General features: G+C 38.8%; 13 protein-coding genes. 2 read left to right on the top strand and 11 right to left on the bottom strand.

The window, feature by feature from the left end:
• Nucleotides 1–156: 156 nt before the first annotated feature.
• From C7B89_RS00230 to C7B89_RS00220, 3 genes are all read right to left on the bottom strand, one after another.
• The gene (locus C7B89_RS00230) at nucleotides 157–1,941 is read right to left on the bottom strand and encodes an acyl-CoA dehydrogenase family protein (protein ID WP_115672954.1); all 1,785 of its coding nucleotides are present in this window, start codon (nucleotides 1,939–1,941) and stop codon (nucleotides 157–159) included.
• A gap of 126 nt (nucleotides 1,942–2,067) precedes the next feature.
• Nucleotides 2,068–3,240 carry an acetyl-CoA C-acetyltransferase gene (locus C7B89_RS00225; RefSeq protein ID WP_054549464.1) on the bottom strand — a complete coding sequence of 391 codons (1,173 nt, stop codon included), beginning with the start codon at nucleotides 3,238–3,240 and terminating at the stop codon, nucleotides 2,068–2,070.
• A 49-nt stretch (nucleotides 3,241–3,289) separates the two neighbouring features.
• A complete protein-coding gene (locus tag C7B89_RS00220; protein ID WP_054549465.1) occupies nucleotides 3,290–5,674 on the bottom strand; it encodes a 3-hydroxyacyl-CoA dehydrogenase/enoyl-CoA hydratase family protein in 2,385 nt (794 codons plus the stop codon).
• Between the two features lie 353 nt (nucleotides 5,675–6,027).
• On the opposite strand from C7B89_RS00220, the gene C7B89_RS00215 reads away from it, so the two are divergent.
• Together C7B89_RS00215 and C7B89_RS00210 are read left to right on the top strand one after the other, a co-directional pair.
• Entirely contained in the window at nucleotides 6,028–6,372 is a 345-nt protein-coding gene (locus C7B89_RS00215) for a thioredoxin family protein (protein ID WP_081010969.1), read from the top strand.
• Nucleotides 6,373–6,428: 56 nt separating this feature from the next.
• Entirely contained in the window at nucleotides 6,429–6,932 is a 504-nt protein-coding gene (locus C7B89_RS00210; protein ID WP_115672953.1) for a C39 family peptidase, read from the top strand.
• A gap of 90 nt (nucleotides 6,933–7,022) precedes the next feature.
• On the opposite strand, the gene C7B89_RS00205 is transcribed toward C7B89_RS00210, so the two are convergent.
• The 8 genes from C7B89_RS00205 to C7B89_RS00170 form a co-directional block, all read right to left on the bottom strand.
• Nucleotides 7,023–7,910 (bottom strand): 5'-3' exonuclease, encoded by an 888-nt coding sequence (locus C7B89_RS00205; RefSeq protein ID WP_004228212.1) that lies wholly within the window; start codon nucleotides 7,908–7,910, stop codon nucleotides 7,023–7,025.
• A gap of 115 nt (nucleotides 7,911–8,025) precedes the next feature.
• A complete protein-coding gene (locus C7B89_RS00200; RefSeq protein ID WP_231595698.1) occupies nucleotides 8,026–9,012 on the bottom strand; it encodes an agmatinase family protein in 987 nt (328 codons plus the stop codon).
• 391 nt (nucleotides 9,013–9,403) lie between these two features.
• A complete protein-coding gene (locus tag C7B89_RS00195) occupies nucleotides 9,404–10,396 on the bottom strand; it encodes a polysaccharide deacetylase family protein (protein WP_115672952.1) in 993 nt (330 codons plus the stop codon).
• Between the two features lie 4 nt (nucleotides 10,397–10,400).
• Entirely contained in the window at nucleotides 10,401–11,147 is a 747-nt protein-coding gene (locus tag C7B89_RS00190) for a hypothetical protein (RefSeq protein ID WP_231595696.1), read from the bottom strand.
• The gene (locus C7B89_RS00185; protein ID WP_115672951.1) at nucleotides 11,128–12,801 is read right to left on the bottom strand and encodes a GNAT family N-acetyltransferase; all 1,674 of its coding nucleotides are present in this window, start codon (nucleotides 12,799–12,801) and stop codon (nucleotides 11,128–11,130) included. The genes C7B89_RS00190 and C7B89_RS00185 overlap by 20 nt, the downstream gene beginning before the upstream one ends.
• A 1-nt stretch (nucleotide 12,802) precedes the next feature.
• Nucleotides 12,803–13,933, bottom strand: a complete 1,131-nt coding sequence (locus C7B89_RS00180; protein WP_175400733.1) for a glycosyltransferase family 4 protein — start codon at nucleotides 13,931–13,933, stop codon at nucleotides 12,803–12,805.
• A 10-nt stretch (nucleotides 13,934–13,943) separates the two neighbouring features.
• A complete protein-coding gene (locus C7B89_RS00175; RefSeq protein ID WP_048394351.1) occupies nucleotides 13,944–14,579 on the bottom strand; it encodes a sugar transferase in 636 nt (211 codons plus the stop codon).
• Nucleotides 14,580–14,720: 141 nt separating this feature from the next.
• Nucleotides 14,721–15,170 (bottom strand): SACOL1771 family peroxiredoxin, encoded by a 450-nt coding sequence (locus C7B89_RS00170; RefSeq protein WP_115672950.1) that lies wholly within the window; start codon nucleotides 15,168–15,170, stop codon nucleotides 14,721–14,723.
• Nucleotides 15,171–15,228: the final 58 nt, after the last annotated feature.

Here is a 15,228-nt window from a genome sequence, read left to right as displayed (position 1 = left end):
TAGTATACCATCATAGTTGTTTTCAATGGTGAACTTCACTTTTTTTTGTAAGTTTATCCACCAGTTGTGCAAATTTATCCGCTCCTTTTACGATTATCCATCTCATATAAAAAAACCTAGCTATCTTTTGCAGATAGCTAGGTTAAATTTGCACTATTATACAATATATTTTTCAGCATCAATTAATTTAACGGAAGCCTCACGCTTCTTCGCAATTAAATTGTATGGATTATTACGCGTTAGCTTACGCAGTGCAGATAATGTCATACGGGCTGCATCGCCATCCGCTGAAGCAAGAATTGTGTCTTTTGCTTCTTTTTCGATTTCTGCGAATGCTTCTTGGCAGAAAATTTGTGTGTATAGCAATTTTTGATGTGCTTTTTCAGCACCGTCACGAGCAATTGCTTTTTCTGTACGTAAGACAGCTGATTCCATTGCAAATAATTGGTTAGCTATATTCGCAATGTTTACCAATACTTCTTGCTCTTGATCAAGCTTTGCACCAAAGCGTTGTGCTGCTAATCCTGCAGCTAATACAGCAATCTTCTTGGCATTTTTCACTAAATATTTTTCTTGTGCTAACGGCTCTGTACCGATATCCTCTGGCATTAGCATAAGCAGCTCTTGCTGTAAATTTTGGGCAACTTGTAATAATGGTAGCTCACCTTTTAGCGCCTTTTTCATAAATGTGCCAGGTACAATCATGCGGTTAATTTCGTTTGTACCTTCAAAAATTCGATTAATACGAGAATCACGGTAAATACGCTCTACCTCATATTCAGCCATAAAGCCATAACCGCCATGAAGTTGGACAGCTTCATCAGCAATATAGTCTAAAGTTTCTGAACCGAATACTTTAGCAATAGAGCATTCAATGGCATATTCAGCAATCGCTCCTGCAATTTCTTTACCTTGCTTTTGCTCTTCTAGGCTTAATTGGCTTAAACGATCCTCAAATAGACCCACAGTACGATAGTTTAATGATTCTGAAGCATACAATTGAGAAGCCATCGTTGATAATTTCTCTTTTGTCAGATTGAAATCAGAAAGCTTTGTCTTAAATTGCTGACGTTGGTTTGTATACTGAATAGCTAACTCCAATGCACGTTTCGATCCGCCAATTGTGCCCACGCCTAGTTTATAACGACCAATGTTTAAAATATTGAACGCAATAATATGACCACGACCAATTTCGCCTAATAGATTTTCTACAGGTACTTCCGCATCTTCCAATACTAATGTACGAGTTGATGATGATTTAATCCCCATTTTCTTTTCTTCAGGACCAACTGAAACACCATTGTAGGCACGTTCTACGATAAAGGCGGAGAATTTATCGCCATCAATTTTTGCGTAGACCACAAATACATCAGCAAAGCCTGCATTCGTAATCCACTGTTTTTCACCATTTAAAATATAATGTGTGCCAGCTTCGTTTAATTTTGCAGTCGTTTTTGCACCTAGAGCATCTGAACCTGAACCTGGCTCTGTTAATGCATAGGCAGCGATTAATTCACCTGAAGCAAGCTTAGGTAAATATTTTCTCTTTTGATCTTCATTACCGAATAGAACAATTGGTAATGACCCAATACCAACGTGAGCACCATGTGTGATAGAGAAACCACCTGCAATAGACATTTTTTCAGCGATTAAAGCTGAAGAAACTTTGTCTAATCCTAGCCCTTCGTATTCTTCAGGCACATCTGCTCCAAGTAAGCCTAATTCGCCTGCACTTTTTAGGAGACGCACTGAATGCTCAAATTCATGGTGCTCTAAATTTTCCACTACTGGTAAAACTTCATTTGTAACGTATTCCTCTGTTGTTTTAGCAATCATTTTATGCTCGTCAGTGAAATCTTCCGGTGTAAATACACGATCTAATTCCACATCTTCAATAAGAAATCCGCCGCCTTTAATGAAATCAGTTGTTTTTTCAGTCATGATTAATTCCTCCCAATATATCTTTTTGTTAGTTGATTCCCCTAATGATCATGTATAGAAAAGCTTGACGTATACAATGTTCGGAGGCAACCGTAAACAGTACACCTCAAGCTGATCTAGCAAATATTATAGAATTTCAAATACGCCAGCAGCACCCATGCCGCCACCAATACACATTGTCACTACGCCATATTTCTTCCCTTGACGCTTCAATTCATGAATTAGCTTTAATGTTAAAATAGCTCCCGTTGCGCCTAGTGGATGACCTAATGCAATCGCTCCACCATTGACATTGACTTTCTCTTGGTCGATGCCTAAATGACGTACCACCTGTAATGACTGTGAAGCAAATGCTTCATTGATTTCCCATAAATCAATATCTTCGATGGATAAACCCGCAATTTCCAACGCTTTTGGCACTGCCACGATAGGCCCGATACCCATTACTTCAGGAGGTACACCGCCAACTGCAAAGCCTAGGAATTTTGCCATTGGTGTCAGTCCTTGCTTGTCAGCCTCTTCACGATCCATTACTAGTACAGCTGCTGCACCATCAGAAGTTTGAGAGGCATTGCCCGCCGTTACACTGCCTTTTACGTGGAAAGCTGGACGTAGTTTGGCTAAACCTTCAACTGATGTACCTGGACGTACACCTTCATCCATACTGAATGTGAATTTTTTCACTTGTGGTTTATTGTTATCATCTACGTAGTGCTGTTCCACTTCAATTGGTACAATTTCATCATTGAATTTACCTTCTTTAATTGCCTTTTCAGCAAGCTCATGCGAGCGAACAGCAAAAGCATCTTGGTCTTCACGACTAACATTATATTGACGAGCTACTTCCTCAGCTGTATGCCCCATGCCCATATAATACTGTGGAGCCGTTTCTGCTAAAGTCGGATTTAAACGTGGTGTATTCCCTACCATCGGCACCATACTCATGGATTCTACACCACCAGCAAGAATAGCCTTTGAGTGTCCTAGCATAATTCGCTCTGCTGCATAAGCAATTGCCTGTAAACCTGATGAGCAAAATCTATTGATTGTCAGAGCAGGCGTTGTATCTGGTAATCCAGCAAGTGCCCCAATACTACGTGCTACATTCATTCCTTGCTCTGCTTCTGGCATTGCACAGCCTAAAATTAAATCATCAATTGGCCCTTCATAGCCTGCTCTTTTCAATGTTTCCTTGACTACAACAGCACCAAAATCATCTGGTCTTACTGTTGCTAAAGAACCTTTTTTTGCTTTTCCAATTGGAGTTCGTGCTCCTGCTACAATAACGGCTTCACGCATCGTATTAATCCCCCTTTGTTTCATGTGCAAGATTGATCTATTTCGTCAATTAGTTACGAAGTGGTTTACCTTTTAACAGCATGTGTTGCATTCTCTGCTGTGATAGTGGATCAGCAACAAGACTAAGGAATGCCTCACGCTCTAAGTTCAATAAATATTGCTCATCGACTAATGTGCCGTACGGAACCTTTCCACCTGCAATAACATAAGCTAATTTTTTAGCAATTTTTAAATCATGTTCGCTAATAAAGCCTGACTCAAACATCCCTTGCGCACCGATGAGTAATGTACCATAGCCTGATGCACCGACCACTGGCACTTTTGTTGGTACAGGTGGTTGATAGCCCGCTTCGTAAAGTGCTAATGCCGCCTGCTTCGCATCATACAATTGATGATCTGGATTAACTGAAATACCATCCGCAAAGTTTAGGAAATTATTTTCACGTGCTTCCTCACCAGATGTTGAAACCTTCGCCATCGCAATTGTTTCAAATACTTTATTAGCAATATGTTGATAGTCTACCTCTACGCCGTTTGGTAAGCCCTTTAGGAATTTCTGATAGAGTGCTTTATTTCCGCCACCACCTGGGATTAATCCAACCCCTACTTCCACTAAGCCCATATATGTTTCCATTGTTGCTTGAATATGTGCAGCTGGTAAGCAAACCTCTGCTCCCCCGCCTAATGTCATGGCAAACGGTGCTGCTACAACAGGCTTACGTGAATATTTAATTTTCTGCATAGCATCTTGGAATGCTTTAATGACGAAATCTAGCTCAAATATATTATCATCCTGTGCTTCTACCAAAATCATTCCTAGATTTGCCCCAACACAGAAGTTTTTCCCCTGATTACCGATGACTAAGCCCTTATAGTTAGCCTCTACTTCATCTACCGCAAAGTTAATCATTTGAATAATATCCAAGCCGATTGCATTGGATTGCGAATGGAACTCCAGTAATGCAATTCCATCCCCTAAATCTATTAAACTAGCACCTGTGTTTGATTTAATCACACCATGCTTTTTCTTATAACGTTTTAAATTAATCTCTTTTTCATTGACTGGCACTTTCACATATTGTGAACCATTATAGTAAGCTAAATCTCCATCTAATTCTGTATAGAATGTCTCCACGCCATTTGCTAACATCTCTTTGACAAAAGCAGGTACCTCTCGGCCCTCAGCCTCCATTTTCGCCACAGAATCTTTTACGCCTATAGCATCCCAAATCTCAAATGGCCCTTGTTGCCAGCCGAATCCCCATTTCATCGCGTTATCAATGGCTACGATATCATCTGCAATCTCCCCATGCAGCTGTGCAGAATAAAGGAGCGTCGGTGCAAAAATCCCCCATAATAGCTCGCCTGTACGATCCTTTGCATAGGTTAACGCCTTAACTTTATTGGCCAATCCACGAGTTTGTTTTGCCATTTCAATAGAAGGTGTTTTTAATTTTTTGGCTGGACTATACGTTAAGGTTGCTGGATCAATCTCATGTATCTCTTTTCCTTGTTTTAAGAAGAAACCTTGACCCGATTTTGCTCCTAGCCAACCGTTTGTGACCATTTTTTGTAAAAATTCAGGTACTGCAAATACTTGCTGCTCCTCACCTGTTGTTTGATCGTAAACATTTTTCGCTACATGAATGAATGTATCTAAACCAACTACATCTAGCGTACGGAAAGTTGCAGACTTTGGACGGCCGATAAGCGGACCTGTTACAGAGTCTACCTCACCAACAGAGTAACCACCTTTTAACATTTCCTGTAAAGTGATAAGTAAACCATATGTTCCGATGCGGTTGGCAATAAAGTTTGGTGTATCTTTTGCAAGTACAACTCCTTTACCAAGCACATCTTCCCCAAACGTTTTCATGAAGCTAACTACTTCAGGTGCAGTTGTATTGGCAGGAATCACTTCTAATAATTTTAAATAGCGAGGTGGGTTGAAAAAATGTGTGCCAAGAAAATGCTTTTGAAAATCATCTGAACGTCCCTCTGCCATCGCATTAATGCTAATACCAGATGTATTTGAACTAATGATTGTTCCTGGTGAACGAACCGCATCAATTTTTTCATAAAGACTTTGTTTAATTGGTAAATTTTCTACAACAACCTCAATAATCCAATCTACATCTTTTAGTTTCCCTAGATCGTCTTCAAAGTTGCCAACTGATAGTAGTGATAAATTTTTCTTAGAAGTAAGTGGTGCTGGCTTTTGCTTTAATAACTTTTGCAAAGCTCCGTTTACAATACGATTTCTAACAGCTGGATGCTCTAAAGAAAGGCCTTTTGCTTCTTCCTCTTGCGTCAGTTCCTTCGGTGCTATATCCAATAGTAATGTTGGTATACCGATATTTGCTAAATGTGCTGCAATTCCAGAGCCCATCACCCCAGAACCTAGAACAGCTGCTTTTTTAATGTTGTAAGTCACAAGCAATTCCCCCTTATTCTCCCATTGAATGAATAGCCATTCATTTTTTGGCCAAAAAAATATCAAGTGTTCCTTAGTGAATTTTTTGTCCTTTTGTTGAATGAGATTCCCTCCACTCAACCAAGCACGACTAAGGTTTATCTTCGCTCCAAAATGACACTTCTTAATGAATGAAGATAAAACTACTTTTCTGTTTTTAGTGTAGATTATTTTGTCTAATTTAGCAATCTTTTTTCAAGAATTATTTTTGCAGTATACATCTTTTTTTGTTTTTAACGAGCTAAAAGAGGACAAGAAGTAGCGATTGAAACGGCCAAACAGAAAACTTTCAGATTGCGAGAAAAATGTGTAGAATGGAAAGCAAGGAGAGTGAATACTTAATGAAAACTATTACTACTGCAGAACAATTTAACGAATTAATCGCTGGCGACCAAAAAGTTTTAGTGAAATTTTATGCTGGCTGGTGCCCTGATTGCACACGTATGAATATGTTCATCGATCCAATCATTGAAGAGTACAACCAATATGACTGGTATGAGCTAAACCGAGACGAGCTTCCAGAAATCGCTGATAAGTACGATGTTATGGGAATTCCAAGTCTATTGATTTTCCAAAATGGTGAAAAACTTGCACACTTACATAGTGCAAATGCAAAAACACCTCAGCAAGTAACAGAATTTTTATCTGCTCAACAATAATGGCGAGAGAGCTGCATTTCTTCTTGAAATGCAGCTCTTTTTGAAAGGAGTTTATCATGCGTCAACAATTGGCACTACGAGGGGCTTCACAATATGAGATTTCCATTGCACCAAGCTATCGCAATTCTGCCTGTGGACCTACTACGATTCATGTCATCTTAAAATTTTTAAATGAGTCAACTCCTTCTATTAATGAGCTATATAAACTGCTTGGTGGTACAAGAATTGGCTTATTCAAATGGAGACTGATTCACAATCTTCGTCAATTGCTTCCAACGTGGGATATTCGAACATGTTCATTAAAGGAAGCTCTACAGGAAATTGACGCAGGTCGACCAGTTGCTATGCGTTTTGATCGCTATTTTAGCCTTCAGTGGCAAGATAAAAAATCAACCTTTGCTTATCATTGGGTACCACTTATAGGCTATGAGATAAAAAATGATGAGCTATGGCTAATATTCCATGATAATGGTGGTCCACAACGTGATAGCCAAATTCGTCAGGCTCTCTATAAAGACAACGAAAAGGTATTATCCTTCGTGAAAATGGTTCCTTACTAGAGCAAATATCGATTAGCCTTCTTTTTGCTCTCTATTCTTTTCCTTACAATAAAAAAAGCAGAGCATATGACTATACTCTGCGATGATTGATTAAATAAGCGAATACAAAGAACGGGCGTGCTTGGCAATTAGTGTGTAGCCACGCTCTTCTATTGCTTTAAAAATATGTGGTTCGTAAGTTGGTAACACAAGGCTTGTAAAATCAGCGTCAATTGGTACATTGGTTTGAATCGTTGCAAGCTCATGTGATAGCTGCAACATATCTAAATTATCTTGAATTTTTGTTCTTTGACCTGGCTTCAATTCACCGAGTGATGCCAGTATTTTGTCTATTGAGCCATATGTTTGAATAAGCGTTAACGCTTGTTTTGGGCCAATCCCTTTCACACCTGGATAGCCATCACTTGAATCACCCATAAAGGCTTTCACCTGTGCAAACTGTGAAGGTTCAATACAATATTCTTCTTTAAAGCGAGCATGTGTATAAATATCGTATTCTGTATAGCCCTTTTTCATAAACGCAATTTCTGTAGATGGCCTTAAAAGCTGAAGTAAATCCTTATCACCACTAATGACCGTAATGTCTGCCTCGTCCTGCCATTTCGTTATCATGGAGCCAATTAAATCATCTGCCTCCATGCCCTTCACCCCGAAATTTTGCCAACCCATTTGCTGCGATAAATTTTTCGCCATATCAAATTGTGGTAGCATTTCCTCTGGAGGTGCTGGGCGATTCGCTTTATAACCATCAAATAAATCATTGCGGAATGTATGTGCGCCCATATCCCAGCAAACAGCCATATGTGTTGGCTTCATAATAGTTTGTGCTGTTAGAACATGTCGCACAAATCCTTGGGCCCCATTCGTAGGTGTTCCATCTGCCAAGCGAATAAAATGCCCCATGGCAGCCGAAGCGAAAAAAGAACGGAATAACAGTGCCATACCGTCGACAATCAATAATCTTGGTTTTGTTGTCATCATAAATTTCCTCTCTATTACAATACAAAGTTTGTATTTATTTATTGTTTTCTATTTAAACATTATAGCAAACTTTTAAAATTCAGCATTGTTAATACTCGGAAATACACTTGCTTTACAACATAACCTTTCCTTTTTTCGAGATACGATTGCGATGATCTAGTTGAATGCCTGTCAACCATTGTAAAAATGCAGTTACACCGATTTTAACAGTTTCTGGACGTAGTATACCTTCTTTAGGATCAGCATAAACAAAATCAATATGACGAACACCCTCATTTTCGCCAATAATCTTGAGGATATCGAATAACTCATAAGCCGTTAAACCACCAGGTGAAGCTGCAGGAACATCACAGGCAAATACAATATCAAGTGCATCTAAATCCACAGACACATAAATGCGATCTACTTCATACATAAGCTGACGCAGCATTTCACGTATTGTGAGTTGAATACCATCACGTCGCATTTGCTTTAACGTAATCATATGAATGCCTTGTTCTTTAGCATAATGAATCATTTCGGGTGAATTGAAAAAGCCATGCAAACCGACATTATAGACATGTCTCCCCTCAACAACCCCTGCTGCAATTAACTGATGAATTGGAGAATCTTGTGCTAAACCAATTTCCTCTTGGTTTCTTGCATCTAAATGCGTGTCAATCTGAATGATGCCAATGCGATCCTGTGGGAAGGCATTTTTTATACCTTTTATGGAGTGCGCTGTAATAGTATGATCTCCCCCAATCAAACAAGTAAAACTTCTTTGAAAGGCTATACTTAAATTTTCTGCAGCAGCCTCGATGGCAGATTCCGAAAGCATTCGATCATTTTCTAGAATCGCCACATCCCCAATATCCACAACTGAAAGGGCACGTAAATTCACCTGCTCATCTAAATTATATGATTGAAAACCTGGCCAAGCCTTACGAAAGGCTGTTGGGTATTGCGCTTTTGACGACGCACCATTGGTATATGATAAAAGCGCTCCATATACGACAATATCCACCTCATTCGGATTCGGATTTGTTTGCTGCTTTATCCACTGATGCATAGCTGATCCATTCTCCTGCTTCCATTGGCATTCTGATTGTATAAACATATTCATCTACCACCTTCTTCTCTTTTCCATTCAAGTTCAATTGACCTAAATCAATTGGTGCTCCCCTGTAAATGTCCTAACATATTTTCTTTATAGTAATAGTACCATTCGTACAATGATTTTCGTCAAAGTTTTTCTTTTTTTCTCTTATATTGAAAATATTCTTTTGATCAAACAAAAAAAGCAAACTTGAAATCAGTTTGCTTAGAAATTACATGTTTCTTTTGTTAGGAGATTGTGGCTGTTCTCAACTTTTTGAGTGTTGTTCACCTACCTTGAGCGCTTTGACACTCTTAATAAATGACTTTCTCTCGTTTACAAGCACTTTAATTACTCTTCAGAGAGCAAACCTCTTTTTTACCAACTCTTCGTACAGAGAGCTCTTCCATTATTACTTCTGCTGTTTCGAAAGGCTATCGCAAAGTTCCGCTACCTCATACATGGAATAGCTTTGAAAATTATATTGATTACGCAGTTCTTGATGATAACTTAATAGTTCTTCTAGCATCGCCAAATTCTTATCAATATGCTTGCCAAAATTATGAGGATGCCACCATAAATGATAAAAGGCTTGTGCCTGTGCAGCCTTGAGCATGCCTTCCTTTATTCGCTTTACTTTTAAATTTTCGAATATACGCAATGGACTACAGTATGGCCTTAAAAAAGCACTTGATCGAATATTAATCAGTTGCTCCTCTTGCATTTCTTCCAGGGTGGCTATATGATGACCAGTTATATTCCAATAGCTATCTAACCACTTCTTAGCACCTAAAAGTCTTCCCTTTTTCGTAAACTTTTGTGCGTCATATAGCTCATGATTTTCGGTGCCTCTATAGCAAACATACCCCGCTTCTAAACATGCTGTAAAATAGTCTTTGTTTACTTGATTACGAGGAAAGACAATCGATTTCATAGGCGCAGTATAACCGTCACTAATTGTTTTGGTTGCATGTAAATCTGCACAAAAGGCAGCTTCTGTTTGGCCCTTCTCCAAGCAATAAAAATGAGAAAAGGTATGACTTCCTATTTCCTGATGTGGTGTACGTTTAATTTCCTCTATTAAAGATTTACCAAAATGCAGTAGATCTTCTTGTTCATTTTCGCCAACTTTTGCAAGCTGTGTATGTGCTGCAAAGCGCATATTTTCATATTTCACAGGGATACCTCGCAAATAATGAGCCATTTCTGCCTTTGATTCAGCAAACAATAATCCAACTGTAGCCCAAGTTGCATGGATGTCATATTGCTCAAATAACGCTAGTATCCTGGGCAAGGCTTTACGGACACCATATAGGTTTTTATTGTATTGGCCATAACGAAATACGTCATGGACACCCCAATTCAGCTCAAAATCTAATGAAATAACGAGACCCCCACCATTCATGTTGCTACTTCCTCCATTTTTGCACACCTAGTAAAAGTGCACGTATTTTTGATTGGATAATGTAGCCTGAGTAAACATGAACAACCTGGCCACCAAAGCTTAATTTAAAGGCTCGTACATTTCGATTGTCCGTTAATTCTCCCATATCATATAAGACAAAACCTTGCTCCTTTAGGTGTAGCAGGTTATGCCAAATTAAAAACCGATTTGCATAACGGAAAGGACGTTTTAATTGTGCAGGCAATGCAGTTGCATGACATGTTGCCTCAAAATAAGACATCGCTTTTTTCTCATGCACAATATCTAATCGATAACATAATGTCTGTCCACAAAAACTCTGGATCTCCGATAATAATAAGGCACCCTGTTCATTGAGGAGCAGAATGGTTTCCATTTGCGACTTGCCGATTGCTTCAATTTTTTTTCTTTTGGCAAATTGATTGTAAAATTGCTGAAAGGCTTTCAAATTTTCTATGGATGGCTCTTTATACAAAATGACTTGATAGGATTCTTTTTGGGCACGTCGTAAGATTTTACGATTACCTTCAGACAGTGCTAAATACAATGAAAGCTCATGCTCTTGCAAATAAATGTGAATCGTTTCGCTTTTTACAAGCTTCCGACTTGGTACTAATGAATGCGTATAGCCTACAACTTTCATAGACTTTCGAAAATTGGCTGGCTTTTCGAGAAAATAAAAATGCTGCATTGCGATATTCCATCGCTTACTTTTAATGGACAGAATGTACATCGCCCCCACTCTCTGTATATTTTTCTACACGGTGTCGCTCAAAACGAGCAAGTTTATAATGTTTCATTCGAGAAATAGGTTTATAGCCTAGTTGTACTAAGCGCTTGCGCTTGCGCCATTGCCAAAAACTTACCGATACCCACAATGTTTGTGCTGGTTTTATTTTCCGTAAAAAAGCTGTAATAATGTCGATTTGTTTGAAAACATCATAGGCTAAAAAATAGGTTTGCTTCGGTAAGGCTTCTACAATTTGCATTGAATCCACTCGCCAGTTTGTGGCATGTAATGCAAACGCCAGCTTATTCGTTTCCGCAAAGGAGTCTTTATAAATCGTATAGCCCTTATAAAGGAGGGCCATGACTTCTTCCTGATCAAGTTGCATCGCTTCCTGAATCGACATTTCTTCAAATAAGTTTCCGACAGGTTGCTGTGGTGATACGTCATCTGATGGGGATAATTCATACAGCTCCACTTGTTTCAAACGAATAAATTTTTCTACGAATTGTTGTCCATATTCTAGCCAATCTTTTACCTTTCCATACTTTACTAAATATCGTAAATGGCCCAGTGTGTTACGCTTCCAATCTACGACTCGTTGGTTCCCTTTCATAAATTCTTTGAGCCTTTGCTTTAACGATAAAAAACCTGCCAGTAGATTTGTACGTTTCGTACCGCTGCTAGCAAGCATCTGTCTTGTAAAATCAATGTCTGAGCGCCAATCAAATTTATAAGACTCATAGCCTATGCTCATATCATATAAGCGATAGTTAGCAGTAAACGTTCGCTGGATGGCTTCCTGAGTGACTATCCGACCAGCACCAAATAAATTAAAAGTTGGCTCATGTGCAAGAGCATATGTTACATAGCGGCCACGACAGCATAATCCATAGGTAAAAGCAATCCACTGGTTTTCAAAGACAAGTGCATCGACCTCTACCTGTAACGCCTCACCATTAAGCATCGTTAAACGCTCAAAAAAATCTCTTTTCTTGCCTTTTGTAAAGCCACTTGTATCTAGTTTTTTTGCCCATCGTCGATCAAATAACCGAAACATTTGCCAAAGCTCGTCCTGTGAAGCCTCACGTCTTTCTAAGGAGCCTAAATTTCTTAGTTTTCGTTCTCGTCGATCAACGCCATGCATTTTTCGACGTTGATTGAAATGGCGATGAAAATCAATTTCCGAAAAAGCAAGATAGGGTGTCACAACTCGGAACAGGCTTGTACGTAATTGTCTTTCTACAAAGTATTGCTCTAAGATCTTAGTAGACACCTTGCTTTCTAATAACCCATGCAAGGAAAAAAGAATATGCCGATGCTTTTTAATGAGCTCATCAAACACAAAGGTTGTAACTTGCTGTAACCATTCCTTTTTAGCCACAACCCCTGTATAATTGGCGATGTTTTCTCCCGCAAAAGCATACACCCTTACCCCCCAACGAATAGACACTGTAAAAGGAAAAAAGGCCCTAATTGTCCCCTCATGTTCAATGGCGTAAAGCTCTACACGCACTTTCCGTCCTACAATTTGCCACCAATTATAAAACCAAGCAAATTCTATAAATGGATTATCATTGTTCTCTTCTTCTAAAATGGCATCCCAAATTTCCTTGTACCACATAAGCTCATCATCAGTTCTAATGCGAATTAATTGCAATTTAATCCCCTTTCTTCACTAGTTCTGAAACAGCCTGTTGATAAACCATTAATGTTTTTTGATACATGGGGATGAAGGTGAAGTACTGTAAATAACGCTGCTCACTTGCCGTCCCCATTTCCCCTCTTAAAGGAGCATCCATTAATAATTGATGTAGCCTCTTCTTCAATAATTCATTATTCTCTCGCTCCACTAAAAACCCATTGTCATGATCAATAATAAGCTCTTTCACACCACCTACATTTGTTGCAATAATAGGAAGTCCTACACGCATCGCTTCAATAATCGAAATCGGCAAGCCTTCCCAATCTGATAACAGAACAAATAGGTGGCCTTTCTCAAGATAAGAATGAACGTCTAATTGATTACCTAAAAATGTTACACGATTTGATAATCGATTTTGTTCAACGAAATGTTCTAAAGCTGGACGCAGAGAACCATCTCCAATTAATTGAAGGTGCCAAGGGATATCTGTCAGTTCCGCTAAAGTCTTTAACAGGACATCTTGTCTTTTAGGCACTTCAAAACGAGCAACCATGACAATGACTGGCTGCTCCATGCATATCTTTTCAGTTGTCTTATTTCTCTCGATAGGGTCAATGCCGTTGTGAATAGTCAGCAATTTATGAGCAGGAGCGACCTTTTTCATTAGTGCTAGTTCCCGATCATATTCAGACACTGTAATAATTTTTGTCGTAAATGGCTGAATTGATCTTTCCATCCGTTGATAGAATAGCTTTTTCTTGTAAGGAACACCTTCTGTAAAGCTCCAGCTATGTGCCGTAAAAATAGTTGGAATTTGTAACAACCTACCAACTATGCGACCAATCACACCAGCCTTAGAGGAGTGGGTGGCTATAACATCTGGTTGTAGATGTTTGAAAACGGCTCTTAATTGCCAAAATGCTTGAAGATCTTTCGCTAGATGAATAGCCCGTTGAAGAGCAGATATACTGATAACAGGGATTTTATGCTCTTGTAAGTGCCACAGTGATGGTTGGTAGGAGCCCGTCACTACTGTGACATCATGCCCATCCTGTTTTAAGTGGATAGCAAGTGCCTCCACATGTTTTTGCGCACCTCCAACTTTATCCATTCTTGTAATAAGCTGAACGATCTTCAGTATGGCCACTCCTTATTTTTTAATAAGCACCTGTGCGTGCAACGACAACATAAATTGTCTTCAACAAAATTTGGACATCCAACCAAAAGGAATAATGATCAACGTATTCAATGTCATATGATATTTTTTGTCCATGTGAAATATTCGACCTACCATTAATTTGAGCGAGGCCTGTTAATCCTGGCTTTACCTCCAAACGCCGAGCCTGTAAGGAATTATATGCATTCGTGATCGTTGGTACTTCAGGACGTGGACCTACAATGCTCATATCACCTTTTAACACATTTAAAAGTTGTGGAATTTCATCAATACTGAGTTTTCGAAGAATAGCGCCCACTTTTGTGATGCGTGTATCTTGCTCTGTTTTAAAATAATAATCATCAGGGATACCATCAGCACAAATAGTCGGCATATTGACTGGAACTGCCTGAATACACATTGTTCGTAGCTTCCAAATCACAAAGCGGTGATGATCGAGGCCAGTTCGGATTTGTTTAAAAAAAATGGGGCGACCTGTCGTTATGAGTAAAATGAGGAATATAGCTAGCATTAGAGGAATTGTTATAAAAAGCAAAAATAATGCCCCAATAATATCGAATATTCTTTTGCCGTACTGACCATAGAATGTGAGATTCTGAGCTGTCTGAACGTGCAATACATCATCCTTTGCATTTTTTTAGCACTTAACTCTATATATTCATTTTGAACATTTCTAGAACTATTTTAGAAAAAGTGCTTATTTTATGAAAAAAAGAGTTATATCAGCGTTACTTGCTGAATAACTCTTGCTGTCTTATTATATGCTTGCTTCAAAAATTTGAACATCACATTCAATTACAACATTACCTTTTAATGCTTTACTGATCATACATGTTTGTTCAGCCTTGTGTGCTAAGCGTAGAAGTCTTTTTTCAAGATGTTCTGTTCGCTCTTGCACAATAATAGTCGGTTTATGGACAATTTTTTCATACGTAAAAATGCCATTTTCTACACTAACAAATCCATGGGCCTGCATGGATAATTCCAGTACATCTATTTCTGACCTTTCGAATAAAGCAGCTAGTGTAATTAAATAACAGGTTGCAGCTGCCCCTAAAAGCATTTCATCTGGATTTGTACCAATGCCAGGTCCATTCATTTCCCGAGGAATAGAAATTTGTGTTTGCAAATTACTAGCTTGGATATTTCCTGTACCGTTTCTTCCTTCTGACCAAGTTAAGTCCATTGTAAATTTATGCTGAACCATTCTAGATCCTCCTTTATTTGTAAAGCGAAGAAAAATGCCCGCTTACAAACGTAAGACG

The organism is Lysinibacillus capsici (assembly GCF_003367505.1).
GTDB classification, from domain to species: Bacteria; Bacillota; Bacilli; order Bacillales_A; family Planococcaceae; genus Lysinibacillus; species Lysinibacillus capsici.
This window is presented reverse-complemented; position numbering and strand designations above follow the sequence as displayed.

What these genes read in the sequence shown, in the direction of transcription:
- C7B89_RS00230 (WP_115672954.1), bottom strand. Translation starts at nt 1,941, where the DNA reads ATGACTGAAAAAACAACTGATTTCATTAAAGGCGGCGGATTTCTTATT.
- C7B89_RS00225 (WP_054549464.1), bottom strand. Translation starts at nt 3,240, where the DNA reads ATGCGTGAAGCCGTTATTGTAGCAGGAGCACGAACTCCAATTGGAAAA.
- C7B89_RS00215 (WP_081010969.1), top strand. Translation starts at nt 6,028, where the DNA reads ATGGAAAGCAAGGAGAGTGAATACTTAATGAAAACTATTACTACTGCA.
- C7B89_RS00210 (WP_115672953.1), top strand. Translation starts at nt 6,429, where the DNA reads ATGCGTCAACAATTGGCACTACGAGGGGCTTCACAATATGAGATTTCC.
- C7B89_RS00205 (WP_004228212.1), bottom strand. Translation starts at nt 7,910, where the DNA reads ATGACAACAAAACCAAGATTATTGATTGTCGACGGTATGGCACTGTTA.
- C7B89_RS00200 (WP_231595698.1), bottom strand. Translation starts at nt 9,012, where the DNA reads ATGTTTATACAATCAGAATGCCAATGGAAGCAGGAGAATGGATCAGCT.
- C7B89_RS00195 (WP_115672952.1), bottom strand. Translation starts at nt 10,396, where the DNA reads ATGAATGGTGGGGGTCTCGTTATTTCATTAGATTTTGAGCTGAATTGG.
- C7B89_RS00190 (WP_231595696.1), bottom strand. Translation starts at nt 11,147, where the DNA reads ATGTACATTCTGTCCATTAAAAGTAAGCGATGGAATATCGCAATGCAG.
- C7B89_RS00170 (WP_115672950.1), bottom strand. Translation starts at nt 15,170, where the DNA reads ATGGTTCAGCATAAATTTACAATGGACTTAACTTGGTCAGAAGGAAGA.